The sequence below is a fragment of the Pseudomonas sp. KB_15 genome (genome assembly GCF_052114525.1).
In the GTDB taxonomy this organism is placed as follows: Bacteria; Pseudomonadota; Gammaproteobacteria; order Pseudomonadales; family Pseudomonadaceae; genus Aquipseudomonas.
Genome location: NZ_JBFREX010000053.1, coordinates 1 through 18584, shown reverse-complemented (window position 1 = coordinate 18584; position 18584 = coordinate 1). Strand labels below are relative to the sequence as shown.

Annotated in this window: 20 protein-coding genes; 14 read left to right on the top strand and 6 right to left on the bottom strand. The window is 58.3% G+C overall.

The features are described 5' to 3' along the window. Nucleotides 1-50 precede the first annotated feature (50 nt). Entirely contained in the window at nucleotides 51-782 is a 732-nt protein-coding gene (locus AB4Z35_RS26615; protein ID WP_442100367.1) for a HugZ family pyridoxamine 5'-phosphate oxidase, read from the bottom strand. Between the two features lie 165 nt (nucleotides 783-947). On the opposite strand from AB4Z35_RS26615, the gene AB4Z35_RS26610 reads away from it, so the two are divergent. After that, entirely contained in the window at nucleotides 948-1706 is a 759-nt protein-coding gene (locus AB4Z35_RS26610; RefSeq protein ID WP_442100365.1) for an SDR family oxidoreductase, read from the top strand. A gap of 123 nt (nucleotides 1707-1829) precedes the next feature. On the opposite strand, the gene apbC is transcribed toward AB4Z35_RS26610, so the two are convergent. Next, nucleotides 1830-2924, bottom strand: a complete 1095-nt coding sequence (gene apbC, locus AB4Z35_RS26605) for an iron-sulfur cluster carrier protein ApbC (RefSeq protein ID WP_442100364.1) — start codon at nucleotides 2922-2924, stop codon at nucleotides 1830-1832. A 328-nt stretch (nucleotides 2925-3252) separates the two neighbouring features. On the opposite strand from apbC, the gene metG reads away from it, so the two are divergent. The 8 genes from metG (at nucleotide 3253) to AB4Z35_RS26565 (ending at nucleotide 10237) form a co-directional block, all read left to right on the top strand. After that, a complete protein-coding gene (metG, locus tag AB4Z35_RS26600; protein WP_442100362.1) occupies nucleotides 3253-5304 on the top strand; it encodes a methionine--tRNA ligase in 2052 nt (683 codons plus the stop codon). 244 nt (nucleotides 5305-5548) lie between these two features. Continuing rightward, nucleotides 5549-6118: an Rnf-Nqr domain containing protein gene (locus tag AB4Z35_RS26595; RefSeq protein ID WP_442100360.1), complete on the top strand. Its 570-nt coding sequence runs from the start codon at nucleotides 5549-5551 to the stop codon at nucleotides 6116-6118. Next, nucleotides 6115-7128 (top strand): electron transport complex subunit RsxB, encoded by a 1014-nt coding sequence (gene rsxB / locus AB4Z35_RS26590; RefSeq protein ID WP_442100358.1) that lies wholly within the window; start codon nucleotides 6115-6117, stop codon nucleotides 7126-7128. Before AB4Z35_RS26595 ends, rsxB begins: the two co-directional genes overlap by 4 nt. Continuing rightward, the gene (locus AB4Z35_RS26585; protein ID WP_442100356.1) at nucleotides 7115-8101 is read left to right on the top strand and encodes an RnfABCDGE type electron transport complex subunit D; all 987 of its coding nucleotides are present in this window, start codon (nucleotides 7115-7117) and stop codon (nucleotides 8099-8101) included. Before rsxB ends, AB4Z35_RS26585 begins: the two co-directional genes overlap by 14 nt. Then, nucleotides 8098-8709, top strand: coding sequence for an RnfABCDGE type electron transport complex subunit G (locus tag AB4Z35_RS26580; protein ID WP_442100354.1), 612 nt, complete (start codon nucleotides 8098-8100; stop codon nucleotides 8707-8709). The genes AB4Z35_RS26585 and AB4Z35_RS26580 overlap by 4 nt, the downstream gene beginning before the upstream one ends. Continuing rightward, a complete protein-coding gene (locus tag AB4Z35_RS26575; RefSeq protein ID WP_442100352.1) occupies nucleotides 8702-9286 on the top strand; it encodes an Rnf-Nqr domain containing protein in 585 nt (194 codons plus the stop codon). Before AB4Z35_RS26580 ends, AB4Z35_RS26575 begins: the two co-directional genes overlap by 8 nt. 25 nt (nucleotides 9287-9311) lie before the next feature. Continuing rightward, nucleotides 9312-9950 (top strand): endonuclease III, encoded by a 639-nt coding sequence (gene nth / locus AB4Z35_RS26570; protein WP_442100351.1) that lies wholly within the window; start codon nucleotides 9312-9314, stop codon nucleotides 9948-9950. A gap of 107 nt (nucleotides 9951-10057) precedes the next feature. Further along, nucleotides 10058-10237, top strand: a complete 180-nt coding sequence (locus tag AB4Z35_RS26565; protein WP_007972325.1) for a PA3496 family putative envelope integrity protein — start codon at nucleotides 10058-10060, stop codon at nucleotides 10235-10237. 79 nt (nucleotides 10238-10316) lie between these two features. On the opposite strand, the gene AB4Z35_RS26560 is transcribed toward AB4Z35_RS26565, so the two are convergent. Then, nucleotides 10317-10943: a response regulator transcription factor gene (locus tag AB4Z35_RS26560; protein ID WP_007997493.1), complete on the bottom strand. Its 627-nt coding sequence runs from the start codon at nucleotides 10941-10943 to the stop codon at nucleotides 10317-10319. Nucleotides 10944-11485: 542 nt separating this feature from the next. Here AB4Z35_RS26560 and AB4Z35_RS26555 point away from each other — a divergent pair. Beyond that, nucleotides 11486-12184 (top strand): hypothetical protein, encoded by a 699-nt coding sequence (locus AB4Z35_RS26555; RefSeq protein ID WP_442100349.1) that lies wholly within the window; start codon nucleotides 11486-11488, stop codon nucleotides 12182-12184. Nucleotides 12185-12333: 149 nt separating this feature from the next. Here AB4Z35_RS26555 and AB4Z35_RS26550 read toward each other — a convergent pair whose 3' ends face one another. Together AB4Z35_RS26550 and AB4Z35_RS26545 are read right to left on the bottom strand one after the other, a co-directional pair. Then, entirely contained in the window at nucleotides 12334-13551 is a 1218-nt protein-coding gene (locus AB4Z35_RS26550; protein WP_007985864.1) for an argininosuccinate synthase, read from the bottom strand. 129 nt (nucleotides 13552-13680) lie between these two features. Continuing rightward, nucleotides 13681-14586 carry a flagellar protein MotY gene (locus AB4Z35_RS26545; RefSeq protein WP_442100348.1) on the bottom strand — a complete coding sequence of 302 codons (906 nt, stop codon included), beginning with the start codon at nucleotides 14584-14586 and terminating at the stop codon, nucleotides 13681-13683. Nucleotides 14587-14745: 159 nt separating this feature from the next. Here AB4Z35_RS26545 and pyrC point away from each other — a divergent pair, with 159 nt between their 5' ends. Both pyrC and rnt read left to right on the top strand, forming a co-directional pair. Continuing rightward, on the top strand, nucleotides 14746-15792 hold the full coding sequence (pyrC, locus tag AB4Z35_RS26540; RefSeq protein WP_442100346.1) for a dihydroorotase: 1047 nt from the start codon (nucleotides 14746-14748) through the stop codon (nucleotides 15790-15792). Beyond that, nucleotides 15789-16466, top strand: a complete 678-nt coding sequence (rnt, locus tag AB4Z35_RS26535) for a ribonuclease T (protein WP_007997489.1) — start codon at nucleotides 15789-15791, stop codon at nucleotides 16464-16466. Before pyrC ends, rnt begins: the two co-directional genes overlap by 4 nt. Before the next feature lie 198 nt (nucleotides 16467-16664). Here rnt and AB4Z35_RS26530 read toward each other — a convergent pair whose 3' ends face one another. Continuing rightward, nucleotides 16665-17267 (bottom strand): peroxiredoxin, encoded by a 603-nt coding sequence (locus AB4Z35_RS26530; protein WP_007971324.1) that lies wholly within the window; start codon nucleotides 17265-17267, stop codon nucleotides 16665-16667. A 312-nt stretch (nucleotides 17268-17579) separates the two neighbouring features. Between AB4Z35_RS26530 and AB4Z35_RS26525 the strand changes: the two genes are divergently transcribed. Further along, nucleotides 17580-17798: a bacterioferritin-associated ferredoxin gene (locus tag AB4Z35_RS26525; RefSeq protein ID WP_008053520.1), complete on the top strand. Its 219-nt coding sequence runs from the start codon at nucleotides 17580-17582 to the stop codon at nucleotides 17796-17798. A 198-nt stretch (nucleotides 17799-17996) separates the two neighbouring features. Continuing rightward, the gene (gene bfr, locus AB4Z35_RS26520) at nucleotides 17997-18473 is read left to right on the top strand and encodes a bacterioferritin (RefSeq protein WP_007997488.1); all 477 of its coding nucleotides are present in this window, start codon (nucleotides 17997-17999) and stop codon (nucleotides 18471-18473) included. Nucleotides 18474-18584: the final 111 nt, after the last annotated feature.

The following is an 18584-nucleotide window of genomic DNA, read 5'->3' as shown; positions in this document are numbered from 1 at the left end:
GCAAGAATGCCTTGCCAGTTCACCTTAGATGACGTCGCCGTTTCGTTAATTCAAGCATCGGCCACTTCATTTTTCGGCCAATGCTCGGCGTGGGCCAGAGAAACCAAGGCTTCCCGGACTTGTGTCGGCGTATTACAAGGCGCTTGAAACGGCAACCAGTACAGGCTTTGACCGATCCGCAGGTGCATGCCTTCGGCATCGATACCGGCCATTTGCGCCGGCACGTTTTTCGGCAGCCCGGCCAGATCGACGTAATGGGCGATGGCCTTGGCGTGATCGGCGTTCATGTGCTCGACCATGCTCATTTCAGCCTTGCCGGCGAACGGGTTGGCCAGGGTCAGGTCGTTGACCCAGTGAATCGCACCAAAACCGCCGATGTAACGGTGGCGTACTGGCTTGAGCACCCAGAAATCGAAATCGTGGGCCTTGTGATAACCCTGTGACTCCGGGAAATAGCGGTAGTAACGCTCGGAGGCGGCTTCGATGGCGGCTTCGTCTTCAAGCTGCTGCGCTTGCGCCAGGTAAGTCAGCCGACCAACGGCTTGAACATCTTCGGCGCCACGCTCGCCGACAAAGAGCGAGCACTTCGGATCTTTTTGCAGATTGTGAGTGTGCTGGGCGATGCGGCTGATCAGGATCAGCGGCCGACCCAGCTCGTCCAGACAGTAAGGAACCACGGAGCCGAACGGAAAACCGGGCATCGATTTGGAGTGCGTCGAGAGCACCCCACGGTATTCCTTGAGAAGCAATTCTCGTGCATGCTTAGCCGCTTCAACGCTCAATTTATGACTCCTTAAATAGAATCCGTCATAAAAACGGACGAGCTGCTGGTGAAAGTTCCAGCACACCATCGGGGGCAGTTCTCATGTGCAGCCGGACCACGTCAGGCGCAGATCGAGAGGCTCTCTACAAGGAAACCACTCAGACCTGCTGCCGGGGACATGCGAATGCAACTCACTGACAAAGTAATCATTATCACTGGCGGTTGCCAGGGTTTAGGCCGTTCCATGGCCGAGTATCTCGCCGGCAAGGGCGCGAAACTCGCCCTGGTCGACCTGAACCAGGAAAAGCTCGATGACGCCGTCGCCGCCTGCAAGGCCCAAGGCGTCGAGGCCCGCGCCTACCTGTGCAACGTGGCCAACGAAGAGCAAGTGATCCACATGGTTGCCCAGGTCGCTGAAGACTTCGGTGCGATCCATGGCTTGATCAACAATGCCGGGATCCTGCGCGACGGTCTGCTGCTCAAGGTCAAGGATGGCGAAATGACCAAGATGAGCCTGGCCCAGTGGCAGGCGGTCATCGACGTCAACCTGACCGGCGTGTTCCTGTGCACCCGTGAAGTCGCGGCGAAAATGGTCGAGCTGAAAAACACCGGCGCGATCATCAATATCTCGTCGATTTCCCGCGCCGGCAACGTCGGTCAGACCAACTACTCCGCCGCCAAGGCCGGCGTCGCGGCGGCGACCGTGACCTGGGCCAGGGAACTGGCGCGCTACGGCATTCGTGTCGCCGGCATTGCACCGGGCTTCATCGAAACCGAAATGACCCTGGGCATGAAGCCTGAAGCGCTGGAGAAGATGACCTCCGGGATTCCGCTCAAGCGCATGGGCAAGCCGGATGAGATCGCCCATTCGGCGGCTTACATCTTCGAGAACGACTACTACACCGGCCGGATTCTGGAAATGGATGGCGGGTTGCGCCTCTAAGCCCAACACAAAACCCTTGTAGCAGCTGCCGAGGCACGAGGCTGCGTCGGGCTGCGCAGCAGCCCCGGAGGCGGTCCTGCGGACACGCAACGCAGCCTCGTGCCTCGGCAGCTGCTACAGGTCTTAATCGTCGCTGATGCTGATGTTCGGCATAGCCGGCGTCAACGCTTCCTGCAACACGATCCGCGCACCGACATGGCGGGCCAGTTCCTGGTAAACCATCGCAATCTGGCTGTCAGGCTCGGCGATCACCGTTGGCTTGCCGCCATCGGCCTGTTCGCGGATGACCATCGACAGCGGCAACGAGGCCAACAGCTCGACGCCATACTGGTTGGCCAGTTTCACGCCCCCGCCTTCACCGAACAGATGCTCGGCATGTCCGCAGTTGGAGCAGATGTGCACGGCCATGTTTTCCACCACGCCCAGCACCGGAATGTTGACCTTGCGGAACATTTCCACGCCCTTGCGCGCGTCCAGCAATGCCAGGTCCTGCGGGGTCGTGACGATGACCGCACCGGCCACCGGCACTTTCTGCGCCAGGGTCAGCTGGATGTCGCCGGTGCCTGGCGGCATGTCGATGACCAGGTAGTCCAGGTCGCCCCACGCGGTTTGGGTCACCAGTTGCAGCAAGGCGCCGGAAACCATCGGCCCGCGCCAGACCATCGGCGTGTTGTCGTCGGTCAGGAAGGCCATCGACATCACTTCAACACCATGGGACTTGAGTGGTACGAACCACTTCCGGTCCTTGACCTCGGGACGGGTGCGCTCCGGGATACCGAACATGATGCCCTGGCTCGGGCCGTAGATATCCGCATCGAGGATCCCGACCTTGGCGCCTTCGCGGGCCAGGGCCAGGGCCAGGTTGGCGGCCGTGGTGGATTTGCCCACACCGCCCTTGCCGGACGCCACGGCCACCACATTCTTGACGTTGGCCAGCCCCGGAATCTGCGCCTGGGCCTTGTGTGCGGCGATCACACTGGTGATCTCGACCCGGGCACCAGTCACGCCATCCAACCCCTGAATGGCCATTTCCAGCATTTGCGCCCAGCCACTCTTGAACAGGCCGGCGGCGTAACCCAATTCGAGCTGAACGCTGACGCGGTCACCCTGGATGTCGATGTTGCGCACGCACCCGGCGCTGACCGGGTCCTGGTTCAGGTAAGGGTCGGTGTATTGGCGAAGGACGGCTTCCACCGCTGCGCGATTGACGGCGCTCATGGGCAACTCCGAAAACAGGACTGGAAAAGATGACGGGTATCGTACCTGTTCTAAAGCCTGGGCGGCATGCTTTCAGAATGTCACAAATGTCCTGTGGCAAGACGCCCCGTAGCAGCTGGCGAAGCCTGCGTTCGGCTGCGCAGCAGTCGTAAAACCAGGCGCCACGGTGTTTCAGGTAATCCGGGTTGTCCGGATTGACGACTGCTGCGCAGTCGAACGCAGGCTTCGCCAGCTGCTACGAGGACCGTGGATACGGGTCGCGGGGGTGAAAAATATGCGCCGGCGCTTTATAGTGGCCGACCTCCGTTTCATCAAGTAGCCGAGCCCCATGTCCGAGCCACGCAAGATCCTCGTCACCAGCGCCCTGCCCTATGCCAATGGTTCGATTCACCTCGGCCATATGCTGGAATACATCCAGACCGATATGTGGGTGCGCTTCCAGAAGCACCGCGGCAATCAATGCATCTATGTCTGCGCCGACGACGCCCACGGTTCGGCGATCATGCTGCGCGCGGAAAAGGAAGGCATCACCCCGGAACAACTGATCGCCAACGTCCAGGCTGAACACAGCGCCGACTTTGCCGACTTCCTGGTGGACTTCGACAACTTCCACTCCACTCACGCCGAAGAAAACCGTGAGCTGTCGAGCCAGATCTACTTGAAGCTGCGTGACGCCGGGCACATTGCCACGCGCTCGATCACCCAGTATTTCGACCCGGAAAAGAAAATGTTCCTGGCCGACCGCTTCATCAAGGGCACCTGCCCGAAGTGCGGCACCGAAGACCAGTACGGCGATAACTGCGAAAAATGCGGCGCGACCTACGCACCGACCGACCTGAAGGATCCGAAGTCGGCGATCTCCGGCGCCACCCCGGTGCTCAAGGATTCCCAGCACTTCTTCTTCAAGCTGCCAGACTTCCAGCAAATGCTGCAAACCTGGACCCGCAGCGGCACCCTGCAGGATGCAGTGGCCAACAAGATCGCCGAATGGCTGGATGCTGGCCTGCAACAGTGGGACATCTCCCGTGATGCGCCGTATTTCGGCTTCGAGATTCCCGACGAGCCGGGCAAGTACTTCTACGTGTGGCTGGATGCGCCGATCGGCTACATGGCGAGCTTCAAGAACCTGTGCAACCGCACGCCGGAGCTGGACTTCGACGCGTTCTGGGGCAAGGACTCCACCGCCGAGCTGTACCACTTCATCGGCAAGGACATCGTCAATTTCCACGCCCTGTTCTGGCCAGCCATGCTCGAAGGCGCCGGCTACCGCAAGCCAACCGGGATCAACGTACACGGCTACCTGACCGTCAACGGCCAGAAAATGTCCAAGTCCCGTGGCACCTTCATCAAGGCCCGGACTTACCTGGACCACCTGTCGCCGGAATACCTGCGCTATTACTACGCGGCCAAGCTGGGCCGTGGCGTCGACGACCTCGATCTGAACCTCGAAGACTTCGTGCAGAAGGTCAACTCCGACCTGGTCGGCAAGGTCGTCAATATCGCCAGCCGTTGCGCCGGCTTCATCAACAAGGGCAATGCCGRTGTGATGGTCGACACCAACGCCGCGCCTGAGCTGACCGAAGCCTTCCTGGCCGCCGCGCCAGGTATCGCCGATGCCTACGAAGCCCGTGACTTCGCCCGCGCCATGCGCGAGATCATGGGCCTGGCCGACCGCGCCAACGCCTGGATCGCCGACAAGGCGCCGTGGTCGTTGAACAAACAGGAAGGCAAACAGGATGAAGTCCAGGCCATCTGCGCCACCGGCGTCAACCTGTTCCGCCAGCTGGTGATCTTCCTCAAGCCAGTGCTGCCGTTGCTGGCCGCCGACGCCGAGGCGTTCCTCAACGTTGCGCCGCTGACCTGGAACGACCACGCGACCTTGCTCAGCAACCATCAGTTGAACGAGTTCAAGCCGCTGATGACCCGTATCGACCCGGTCAAGGTACAAGCCATGACCGACGCTTCGAAAGAAGACCTGACCGCCAGCCAGACCGACACCGGCGAAACCGCACCTGTCGGCAACGGCGAACTGGCCAAGGATCCGCTGTCGCCGGAAATCGAGTTCGACACCTTTGCCGCAGTCGATTTGCGCGTCGCGCTGATCGTCAAGGCCGAACACGTGGAAGGCGCCGACAAGCTGCTGCGCCTGACCCTGGACATCGGTGACGAGCAACGCAACGTGTTCTCAGGGATCAAGAGCGCCTACCCGGACCCGTCCAAGCTCGATGGTCGCCTGACCATGATGATCGCCAACCTCAAGCCACGGAAAATGAAGTTCGGCATCTCCGAAGGCATGGTGATGGCGGCCGGCCCTGGCGGTGAAGAAATCTACTTGCTCAGCCCTGACAGCGGCGCCAAGCCGGGTCAGCGGATCAAGTAATTTCCCGCGGCAAACCGATCCCACAGTCGTGCCTGGCGCGGCTGTGGGATTTTCATGTCTGGCCCCCCCTCCCGCCTTGCCGGATAATGCCTACTCTTTTTAGAACATCTCCTGTAGGAGCGAGCTCGCTTGCGATGGTCGTTAACGATAACGCGTGCCCACAGGTTGAACGCGGCGCTCTTGAGTCCATCGTCGGAACGCCGCCCGGAGCAAGCTCGCTCCTACAAAACTGCCGGCACGATCAATGACCGAAATCCTGCTTACGCTTATCAGCGCCGCCCTGATCAACAACATCGTGTTGCACTGGCCGTTGGCCGTCGATCCGCTGTTGGCTGGCCAGCGCCGTCAGGTCCATGCCTTGGGCATTGCGACGACATGCCTGATGCTGGTCGTGGGCATGCTCGGCTACGCGCTCTATCACTGGTTGCTGTTGCCGCTGCAATTGACGCCGCTGCGCCTGTTTTTGTTTCTGCCATTGAGCGTGCTGCTGATCGACCCGTTGCTGAAGCTACTGGCGCGGGTGTTTTCGACACTGTCGTTCGAAGGCCTCTGGCCATTGCTGCTGGGCAACGCAGGCGTGCTCGGCGTGGCCTTGCTCAACGCTCAGGAGGACAAGGGCTTCTTTCACGCCACAGCCTTGAGCCTCGGTGCAGGGCTGGGCTTCTGGCTGGTGTTGAGCCTGTTCACGGATTTGCGTGAACGCACGGCCGACAGCGATGTTCCCCTGCCCTTTCGCGGCTTGCCGATCGACCTGATCGGTGCCGGCCTGATCGCAGTGGCCTTTCTCGGATTCAGCGGACTGATCAAAACATGAGTCTGATTCAACTCATCGACGCACTCTTGCCGCAAACCCAATGCGGCAAGTGCGGCCACCCCGGGTGCAAGCCGTACGCCGAAGGCATCGCCAACGGCGAGCCGATCAACAAGTGCCCGCCCGGCGGCAACGAAACCATCGCGGCCCTGGCTGAGTTGCTGAAGGTGCCGGTGCCGGAGCTGGACATCACTCGCGGCTCGGCACCTGCACAGATCGCCTATATCCGCGAAGCCGAGTGTATTGGTTGCACCAAGTGCATTCAGGCCTGTCCGGTCGATGCAATTGTCGGTGCAGCCAAACTGATGCACACGGTGATCATCGATGAGTGCACCGGTTGCGATCTCTGCGTGGCACCGTGCCCGGTGGACTGCATCGAAATGCGCCCGTTGCTGCCGGACACGGTACTGCCCGTTGTCGGGGGCCTGGCCCTCACACCGCAGGCACGGCAGGCCCGCACCCTCAAGCGCGATCACGCACGGCGCCGTTTCGAACAGCGCAATGCCCGCTTGCAGCGTGAGGAGCAACAGAAAATCGCCGAGCGCCAGGCTCGACAGCGAGCCGCGCAACCTGCAGAAGCGGCAGTCGATCCGGTGCAGGCCGCACTCGAGCGTGTCCGCGCCCAGAAAACTGCCAATGCCGATGCTGCGCTGAAAAAGGCCAAGATCGATGTGGCGATGAGCCGGGCACAGCTGCACAAATCGCTGAAGGCCTTCGGACATCCGCCAACCTTCGAACAGCAATCGCAGTTGATCGTCCTGCAACAACAGTTCGAAGCCGCCGAACAACACCTAGTGCAACTGGAAAGCGCCGCCCCACCCGTTCCTGCACCGACGGTCGAAGCCGTGTCGTCAAATGATGCCGATCTGAAACGGGCCAAGATCCAGTTGGCCATGCGCCGCGCCGAACTCAAGAAGGCACAGGCCAACGAAGCACCGGCGGAACACATCGAAGCCCTGGAGCGCGCACTCGGCGAAGCCGAACGCCAGGTGGACGCCCATGCCGGCCCTTGAAGCGGTTGATGTTCGCCTGCAACAGGCGATGAAACTGGTGCTGCTGGCCACGCTGCCGGGAATGCTGGCGGCGTTCTGGCTGTATGGCTGGGGCGTGTTGATCAATCTGGTTCTTGCAGCCGCTGCTGCGCTGGCCGTCGAGGCCGCCGTCGTGCATTGGCGCAAGCGACCGCTGAGGCCGACCCTGAGTGACGGTAGCGCATTGGTCAGTGCCACGTTGCTGGCTCTGGCGCTGCCGCCTTACTGCCCATGGTGGCTGACCCTCAGTGCAGCCGCTTTTGCGATGATTTTCGGCAAGCACCTGTATGGCGGCGTCGGCACGAATCCCTTCAACCCGGCGATGCTCGGATTTGCCTTGGTGCTGGTGACCTTTCCCCAACCCATGACCCATTGGCCATCGTCCCATGGCATGGACCTGCTGAGTGGCCTGCAGCAAGTGTTCGGGGTCGGCCATGCGCCGGATGCCTGGGTGCAGGCCACGGCACTGGACAGTCTGCGGATCAACAAAAGCCTGACCATGGATGAACTGTTTGCCGGCAACCCGGCATTCGGCCACTTCGGCGGCCGGGGGGTGGAATGGGTGAGCCTGGCGTTTCTGGCTGGCGGAATGCTTCTCCTGCAACGAAGGGTGATCAGCTGGCATGCACCGGTCGGCATGCTGGCCAGCCTGTTCATTATCAGCCTGCTGTGCTGGAACGGGTCGGGCTCCGACTCCCATGGCTCGCCGCTTTTTCACTTGCTTAGCGGCGCGACCATGCTGGGGGCGTTCTTCATCATCACCGAACCGGTGTCCGGCGCCAGAAGCCCAGGCGCGAAATTGCTGTTCGGCGTCGGCGTCGGGCTTCTGACTTATCTGATTCGTACCTTGGGCGGCTATCCGGACGGCATCGCCTTCGCCGTGCTGTTGATGAACCTGTGCGTGCCGACATTGGAGCGCTTCGTGGCGGCCAGACAACAGCCGGAGGCGCCATGAGCCGGACATCAAGCATCGCGCTTCTGGTGCTTTTGGCCGCACTGGGCTTCGGCATGACGTACTTCGTGCAGCTCGGCAGCGCGCCGCGCATTGCAGCCGAACAGCGCCTGATCGACAGCCGTAATCTGCTGGACCTGATCCCGCCAGACAGCTACGACAATCAACCGCTCGAACACCCCATCAGGATCGATGCAACCGCCCTGACCAACAGCACCTTGCTCGGTGGTTATCTGGCGACCCGGGCCGATCAACCCGTCGCGGTATTGCTGCGCAGTCAAACCCTTGGCTACGCCGGTGCCATCGACCTGTTGATCGCTGTCGACGCCAATGGCCGGTTGCTGGGCGTCAAAACCCTCAAACAGTCGGAAACACCAGGACTGGGAGCACGGATCGCCGACTGGCCCAATGCCTGGCTTCAGATTTTTTCCGGCAAATCTCGAACAGATCCCAACGACAGCGGCTGGGCGCTGAAAAAAGATCAGGGGCAGTTCGATCAGATCGCAGGCGCGACCATCACCTCAAGAGCGGTGATCAATGCCGTCCACGATGCCTTGCGCTACTTTGATGAACACCGGCAACAACTGCTCGGAAACCCTGCCCATGGATAACTCATCGACTCTGCGCAACGCCTTGATGCTGACGCCGCTGATTGGCGCCACCCACTCACTGGCAGCCGCACTTGGCCTGTGCCTGATGTTCATGGTGGTGACCCAGTTGTTCAGTCTGGCCATGGGCGCCCTGCGATCCCGACTGGTCCCGGCGACCCGCTTGCTGGCCAGCATCCTGTTGGCGGCCACGCTCACCAGTTGCGCGGAACTCATGGCACAAGCCTGGTCGCTGCAATGGCAGCAGCATCTGGGGTTTTATGGCGCCTTGATCGCCTTGCAATGCGTCGTTCTGGAACACACCGGGTTCTTTCAGAACGGCTGGCACCAACGCCTGCGACTCAATGGCCTGTTTGCCACGCTGATGATCGCGCTGGGCCTGCTGCGCGAACTTATCGGCAACGGGACACTCGCAAGCCACCTGTCGTGGCTGACCGGCACAACGCAAGCTGACTGGCAAGGCTGGGTGCTGATGGCCGATGGCGGTCTGCGCCTGGCCACATTGGTCCCTGGCGGGTTTATTCTGCTCGGATTGCTGATCGCCGCCTGGCAGGCCTGGCGCCCCACGCCCACACATTGATTGCCTTCGAGGAAACGCACCGCCCATGAATGCCGCAAAACGTCTGGAAATATTCCGCAGACTGCACGAGGACAACCCGGAACCAAAGACCGAGTTGGCCTATTCCTCTGCGTTCGAATTGCTGATTGCCGTGATTCTCTCGGCGCAGTCGACCGATGTCGGCGTCAACAAGGCCACAGCCAAACTGTTCCCGGTTGCCAATACCCCGGCAGCGATCCATGCCCTGGGTATCGAAGGACTGTCGGAGTACATCAAGACCATCGGTCTGTACAACAGCAAAGCGAAAAACGTGATCGAAACCTGCCGCTTGCTGGTCGAGCACCACGCCGGTGAAGTGCCACAAACCCGCGAAGAGCTGGAGGCGCTGCCCGGTGTCGGCCGCAAAACCGCCAATGTGGTACTCAATACCGCATTTCGTCAGCTGACCATGGCCGTCGACACGCATATTTTCCGGGTCAGCAACCGGACCGGCATTGCTCCCGGCAAGAATGTGGTGGAAGTCGAGAAAAAGCTGATGAAATTCGTGCCCAAGGAGTACCTGCTCGACTCCCATCACTGGCTGATCCTTCACGGCCGCTATGTTTGCCTGGCTCGCAAGCCACGATGCGGAAGCTGCCGGATCGAGGACTTGTGCGAATACAAGCACAAAACCTCCGACGATTGAGGCGCTCTTGGGTTTTTTGAATTATCGATTGAAAAAAACTTTTTTACCCGCCGGGAGATTGTCGATATAAGGAGCGCCAAAGGCCTTCTTAAGCCTGGAGTAATTAAATGAGTACTGGCAAAGAGCAATTGGACGTAGAAGACGACTTCACCACCGCCGAAACCGATGACGCTGAGCCGGTGGTTGAAGTAGCGAAAACTAATCTGAGCAAACGCCGCACCATCGACAATCTGCTGGAGGAGCGCCGACTGCAAAAGCAATTGGCCGATTACGATTTTGACTTATGACACCTGAAAGCCTCCCGAAACGGAGGCTTTTTTTATGGTGGCTGCCCTGGCAGGCGCTCCTTGTCGCGCAGTTACCTCATTACACCAGACCATTGCGTTGTGCCAGTTCGATCAGATCGACCAGAGACCGCGCATTCAGTTTGAGCAACAGACGGGTCTTGTAGGTACTGACGGTTTTATTACTGAGAAACATTCCATCGGCAATCTCTTTGTTGGTCTTCCCTTTAGCCAACTGTTGCAGAACCATCATTTCCCGCCCCGACAATCGATCAACCATATCGGCCTCACTTGCATTCCCCAGACTGCAACGCACGGTATGCAAGGCTTGATTGGGAAAGTAACTGTAGCCTGACAACACGGCCTTTATAGCACTGAGCAACTCCGTCAGGTCTTGTTGCTTGCAGACATAACCGGCCGCACCGGATTGCATGCAACGCATGGAAAAATGCCCCGGCGCCTGGGAAGTCAAAATCAGCACTTTCATCGGCATTGAGGTCGACGACAAACGCGCGATGACTTCCAACCCGTCCAGTTTCGGAATCCCGATATCCAGAATGACAATATCCGGCATAAGTTCACGGGCCAGTTGCAGTGCATCCACACCATTATCGGTTTCTGCAATAACTTCGTAGCCATGACGTTCCATCAGCATACGTACCGCAAGACGAATGACGGGGTGATCATCCACGATCAGCACTTTATTCATGGGCAAGTCCAATTTTCGCTGTTCGAATTTTTAGAGCCCGCACAATAGCCTAGTCGTTTCACCCATGGCATGTCGCCCCTTCCAGCCACCTGCACCAAGAGACATCCCCTACAAACAACACGGATTTCTCCTACAAGAAACCCTCGAGCGGAATGAGTTGAAAACTGTATCAGCGTCAGTGTGTCGCACTTTCCAGCAGTCGCCTCTATCGATTTACGACCAAAATTTTCCGAGAGCCTGCCTGAACCGTCGCGCCCTGAAAAATATAAGCCTCCAGTCCTCCGTTAAAATGTAACTGACATTTACGCACTCAACATTCACACAAGAAATATCACACACCAAGCATCCAATTACTCTTACAGCAAATAATTTTTTTTGAGCAATCATTAAAACACACCCGACATCCAAAAAAATCGAACAGCAACCAAACAAACAAAAACACCTGTCAAAACCAGAAAACAATAAAAATCACTACAATAATCGCCACATCAAACCAACTTCATAATCATTCGAGAAAAGACAATCCAGCATGAGTACAGAACATGATAAGAAAACAAATTACCAACCCGATGACAATTATCGCGATATTCGCAGCACTCTCTGAAACTTCGGCAGCCGTTTCTCTCCCCTTCCTTGACCAAGAGGAAAGAGAGCTCTATGTCTGGTTTCTGATCAGCTTTCCGTTTTACTTACTTTTGCTTTTTTTCGCGACACTCAACTTCAACTACAAATCACTTTATGCGCCGTCCGACTTTGAAAAGGGAAAACACTTCATGAAGGTCATGGATGATGCTGGGAGGCCGGAAAAAAAAGCGTCCGGGAAGCCGCCTGGGAATTCCGCTCTGGAAACCTCAACGAATGACCGGCAGACAGCCCGGACGCCCTGCGGCGCACAGGACCCACCAACAGAGATTGGTCTGCAAACCACCGTCTTTGTTCAGCATCAGCTTCAGTTACCGGAACTTGTAAAAGACCTGTACATCGTTGATGCACGATGGATGAGCAAGGAGGTCGAGTTTGGCGCGCTGCTGGAAAATACCCGCAAGCCACGGGAAAAGACGGCGTATGTGATTCTGTTTGTCACTTGTGCCGTTTCGGAGACTTTTCTGAAAGCCTGTGCGCTTAAATACTCAAAGCAGACCAGGAAGCGCTGTGCCGCCTTTTATGCTGCCTACAATCTGGACTCGCACAGGTTGTCGGTCGTTGATCAAGCCGGACAACCGGCCAACGACAACGCGTAGTACAGGACGGACTATTGGAAGGAGAAAAACAGAAAATCGTCAGCGGAAACGAAAACACCCGACAACGTAGTAACTGGCGTCACACCCCGCTTTCAGGTGCCTGACCTCGTCGAGGACGAGGTCAGGCACCCATCACGAGTTCAAAGGTCTCAGAACAGCTTCCGGCCTTTGTTCGCCGCAATGCGCATGCGCAGGGCATTGAGCTTGATGAAGCCCGCTGCATCCGCCTGGTTGTACGCGCCGCCATCTTCTTCGAAGGTAGCGATGTTGGCGTCGAACAGCGAGTCGTCGGACTTGCGGCCAGTAACGATCACATTGCCCTTGTACAGCTTCAGGCGCACAACGCCGTTTACGTTGACCTGGGACGCATCGATCATCTGTTGCAGCATCAGACGCTCAGGGCTCCACCAGTAGCCGGTGTAGATCAGGCTGGCGTACTTGGGCATCAGCTCGTCTTTGAGGTGAGCCACTTCGCGGTCCAGGGTGATCGATTCGATCGCACGGTGGGCGCGCAGCATGATGGTGCCGCCAGGGGTTTCGTAGCAGCCACGGGACTTCATGCCCACATAGCGGTTCTCGACGATGTCGAGACGGCCGATACCGTGCTCACCACCGATACGGTTCAGGGTCGCCAGCACGGTGGCCGGAGTCATTTCGACGCCGTCCAGCGCGACGATGTCGCCGTTGCGGTAGGTCAGTTCCAGGTACTGCGGCTTGTCTGGAGCGTTTTCCGGGGAAACGGTCCAGCGCCACATGTCTTCTTCGTGCTCGGTCCAGGTGTCTTCCAGCACGCCGCCTTCATAGGAGATGTGCAGCAGGTTGGCATCCATGGAGTACGGGGACTTCTTCTTGCCGTGGCGCTCGATCGGGATCGCGTGCTTATCGGCGTAGTCCATCAGCTTTTCACGGGACAGCAGGTCCCACTCGCGCCACGGAGCGATCACTTTCACACCTGGCTTCAAGGCGTACGCACCGAGTTCGAAACGAACCTGGTCGTTACCCTTGCCGGTGGCGCCATGGGAAATGGCGTCAGCGCCAGTTTCGTTGGCGATTTCGATCAGGCGCTTGGCGATCAACGGACGAGCGATGGAAGTACCCAGCAGGTACTCGCCTTCGTAAACGGTGTTGGCGCGGAACATCGGGAAAACGAAATCGCGCACGAACTCTTCGCGCAAGTCGTCGATGTAGATCTCTTTGACGCCCATGGCCTGAGCCTTGGCGCGTGCAGGTTCGACCTCTTCGCCCTGACCCAGGTCAGCGGTGAAGGTCACCACTTCACAGTTATAAGTATCCTGCAGCCACTTGAGGATCACCGAAGTGTCCAGGCCGCCGGAATATGCCAGAACGACCTTGTTTACGTCCGCCATGCCATCACTCCACGGGGTTCTACGGAAAGCCGTGAAGTCTACCGCTCATGCAGGATAATTTACAGTGGCGCGACAGCTTATGACGACAAAGCGACAGAATCTGTCGAGAGCGCGACGACGACCGAAGAGTCAGGAAGTTGCCGAAGTGGCCGCTTTCGTCGCCTGCGGGGCGACTTGTTCCGTAGGTGCTCCGCGCTCCAGACGTACCGCTACCCGACGGTTCTTCGCGCGGTTGGCGTTGCTGGTATTAGGCGCCAACGGATAACGTTCGCCATGGAAACGCACGGTGATTTGCGACTCCTGGATGCCGTTGGCCTTGAAGAACTCCATCACTGCCAGGGCTCGGCGCCGCGACAGGTCGCGGTTGGTCAGGCGGTTGCCGCTGTTGTCGGAGTGACCGTCGAGTTCGATGTGATTGACCGTCGGATCGGCCTTCATGTACTCCAGCATCACCTGCAGCCTGGCCTTCGCGGCGCTGTCGAGTTCGATTCCGCCGCCCGGGAAGCCGATTTCGGATTGCTTCACCTGCTCGAAATTCTGCGGCAACAATTTGGCCACGCAACCTTGGTAATCGGCAAAGGCCTTGTTGAACCTGACCGGCAACAAACGCACTTCCGAGACCCGGCCATCCCCCGAGGAATGGCGAACCACCGGGCTGCGACCGTCCATCAGACCGTTGATCAGGCGTCCGGCCTGAACCTGTGAACTGTTGAACAACACGTTGCCGCTGCCGATTCTCACCGTGCCCAGATTGATATCGTCACGCCCCGGTTGCCACGGTGCCGCAGCGGCCAGCAAGGTCACCGAACCGCCGCCGATCATCGGGTTGTAGGTTTTCAGACGAAAAATAGCCTGCTCGCCGGCACGACGCACGAACTCGCCGGTACCGAAGTCGGTGATCGGTTGCGTCAGACGGCATTCGAACTTGTCTCCTTCGACCGTCCACTCAATGTTCTCCAGACGGGTCTGGAAAGTGAGCGCCATTGCCGGGAGGCTGGCAAACACACTGAGCAAGGCTAAATAACGCTGGCGCACGGGAGGCTCCACTGGCTTCTACAACAAAAAGACCGACACACAGATGTTTACGGCATACCTGTTGGATATCGGATGCTTCCTGCAAAACTTGATAGCGAGTGCCTGCAAGAGTCTTTTCCGGTAGCATTCCCTTGAGTTTGACCCGCCTGGAATCCCCTCATGTCCGACCGCCTGACCCTGCTGCGTCCCGACGACTGGCATATTCATCTTCGCGATGGTGCCGTGTTGGCCAATACCGTCGCGGATGTCGCGCGCACCTTTGGCCGCGCCATCATCATGCCCAACCTGGTTCCACCGGTGCGCACCGCGGCCGAAGCCGACGGCTATCGCCAGCGGATTCTCGCTGCCCGCCCGGCTGGCAGCTCGTTCGAGCCGCTGATGGTCCTGTACCTGACCGACCGCACCCAGCCTGAAGAAATTCGCGAGGCCAAGGCCAGCGGATTCATTCACGCCGCCAAGCTGTACCCGGCCGGCGCGACCACCAACTCGGACTCTGGCGTCACCAGCATCGACAAGATCTTCCCAGCACTCGAGGCCATGGCCGAAGTCGGGATGCCGTTGTTGGTTCACGGTGAGGTCACCCGTGGCGATGTCGACGTGTTCGACCGCGAAAAAATCTTCATCGATGAGCACATGCGCCGTGTGGTCGAACGTTTCCCGACCCTCAAAGTGGTTTTCGAACACATCACCACCGCGGACGCCGTGCAGTTCGTCAACTCGGCTTCGGCCAACGTAGGCGCGACCATCACGGCTCACCACCTGCTGTACAACCGCAACCACATGCTGGTGGGCGGGATTCGGCCGCACTTCTATTGCCTGCCGATCCTCAAGCGCAATACGCACCAGGAAGCCCTGCTCGACGCCGCCACCAGCGGCAGCGAGAAGTTTTTCCTCGGCACCGACTCGGCGCCCCACGCCCAGCACGCCAAGGAGGCGGCCTGCGGTTGCGCCGGTTGCTACACCGCCTTTGCTGCCATCGAGATGTATGCCGAAGCCTTCGAACAGCGCAATGCGCTGGACAAGCTCGAAGCCTTCGCCAGCCTCTACGGCCCTCGGTTCTATGGTCTGCCGGCCAACACCGATCGCATCACCCTGGTCCGCGAAGAATGGACCGCCCCGACCAGCCTGCCGTTTGGCGAGCTGACCGTTATCCCGCTGCGCGCCGGTGAAAAACTGCGCTGGCGCCTGCTGGAGGAACACGCGTGAGTGAAGACCATTTCGACGACGAACTGGAAGGCAATGGCGGCGGAGGCGGCCCTCGTCATCCAATGGCCGCCAGGTTCCGTGGTTACCTGCCGGTTGTCGTCGACGTAGAAACCGGTGGCTTCAACTCGGCCACCGACGCCCTGCTGGAAATCGCCGCGACCACCATCGCCATGGATGAAAAGGGTTTTGTTTACCCGGATCACACTTACTTCTTCCGCGTCGAACCTTTCGAAGGCGCGAACATCGAAGCAGCCGCCCTGGAGTTCACCGGGATCAAGCTCGATCACCCGCTGCGCATGGCCGTGAGTGAAGAGTCTGCCCTGAACGATATCTTCCGCGGCGTGCGCAAGGCCCTCAAGGCCAATGGCTGCAAACGGGCGATCCTGGTCGGGCATAACAGCAGTTTCGACCTGGGCTTCCTGAATGCAGCGGTTGCGCGCCTGGACATGAAGCGCAATCCGTTCCATCCGTTCTCCAGTTTCGATACCGCCACGCTCGCGGGTCTCGCCTACGGCCAGACCGTGCTGGCCAAGGCGTGCCAGGCAGCGGACATCGACTTCGACGGTCGTGAGGCTCACTCGGCCCGCTACGACACCGAAAAGACCGCGGAGCTGTTTTGCGGCATCGTCAATCGCTGGAAACAAATGGGTGGCTGGGAAGACTTCAACGATTGATTGCACTCACGAATCAATGTGGGAGCGAGCTTGCTCGCGATGGTCGTTAACGATAACGCGGGCGTTCTGGTTCCCCGCGGTGTTCTTGAGTCCATCGCGAGCAAGCTCGCTCCTACAGGGATTTCAGTCGCAGATTTATTCCCGCCCATAAAAAAACCGGCCTCGATGGCCGGTTTTTTTGTAGCTGGAGCGTGCGCCTTACAGAGCGGCAGCGTGCTCGGTCAGGTAAGCCGCAACGCCTTCTGGCGAAGCGTTCATGCCTTTGTCGCCTTTCTTCCAGTTGGCAGGGCAGACTTCGCCGTGCTCTTCGTGGAATTGCAGAGCGTCGACCAGACGCAACAGCTCTTCCATGTTACGGCCCAGCGGCAGGTCGTTGATGATCTGCGAGCGGACAACGCCTTTGTCGTCGATCAGGAACGCGCCACGGAAAGCCACGCCGTCAGCGGACTGAACGTCGTAGGCCTTCATGATTTCCTGCTTGATGTCGGCAGCCATGGTGTAGCGGACTTCGCCGATACCGCCATTGTTGACCGGGGTGTTACGCCATGCGTTGTGGGTGAAGTGCGAGTCGATCGACACAGCGACCACTTCAACGTTGCGCGCCTTGAACTCGGACATGCGGTTGTCCAGAGCGATCAGCTCGGACGGGCAAACGAAGGTGAAGTCCAGTGGGTAGAAGAACACCAGGCCGTATTTGCCTTTGATCGCCGAAGACAGGGTGAAGCTGTCAACGATCTCGCCATTGCCGAGTACGGCCGGTACGGTGAAGTCAGGGGCTTGTTTGCCTACGAGTACGCTCATTGGATATCTCCTGGTGTAATAGCGTGAGAAACAGGGTTCGCACCAGCCTGCCACCCTGAGGCGACAGCCCTGTGACACGATCCCCGGTCGCAAAAGACTGGCCATCATACACCGCGTGTTTGAGCTGTCTTAGCTGTTTTTTCCCGGGACGGTAAAATCGACACTCGGCTTTCTTCACTGACTTTGTGCGCCAGACCGTTCGTCAGGCGCACACCCTTATGAGGAAAAGTGCTCTGAAAGCACTTTGACAATCATTCTCGTTAACATTAAGATCCATCGCAATTGAGTCACAATCAGCGACGGTCCTTCCTTATGTATGTTTGCCTCTGCACTGGCGTCACCGACGGTCAAATCCGCGATGCGATCTATGAAGGATGCTGCAGCTACAAGGAAGTCCGTGTGGCCACCGGCGTTGCAAGTCAATGCGGCAAATGTGCCTGCCTCGCCAAGGAAGTGGTCCGCGAGACCCTGACAAAACTGCAAACGGCCCAGGCTGCAATTCCTTTTCCAGCAGAATTTACAGCGGCTTGAATATCGAATTTCAAAGAACCGGACATATGTCCGGTTTTTTTATGCCTCAAAATCAACTAGTTATGCTCTAGACGCGGAACACAAACATTCTTATTCCGATTAATTTTCATTTAAGTTTCAATAACTTAGGTTTGACACTCTTAAATACGCGGCTCAAACTCTGCTCTATTGACAGCTAATAAAGGGCAGGACCCCATCATGAAAGGCGACGTTACAGTCATCCAGCATCTCAACAAGATCCTCGCCAATGAGCTGGTCGCGATCAATCAATACTTCCTGCATGCACGCATGTATGAAGATTGGGGCCTGAACAAGCTCGGCAAGCACGAGTACCACGAATCCATCGACGAGATGAAGCATGCGGACAAGCTGATCAAGCGGATCCTGTTCCTTGAAGGCCTGCCGAACGTCCAGGACCTGGGCAAGCTGCACATCGGCGAACACACCAAGGAAATGCTTGAGTGCGACCTGCGTATCGAACGCATTGGTCACGCAGATCTCAAAGTGGCTATCGCTCATTGCGAAACCGTTGGCGACTTCGGTAGTCGTGAACTGCTTGAAGACATCCTCGAGTCCGAAGAAGAACATATCGACTGGCTGGAAACCCAGTTGGGCCTGATCGATAAAATCGGTATCGAAAACTACCTGCAATCGCAGATGGGCGAAGACGAGTAAGTTCTACGCCATTAATCTCGATGTAATAAAAAGCCCCGCCCTCTTTCGAGTGGCGGGGCTTTTTGTTATCCGGAATTCAGGTTTACCCTGAAATCCTGATGTGGGAGCGGG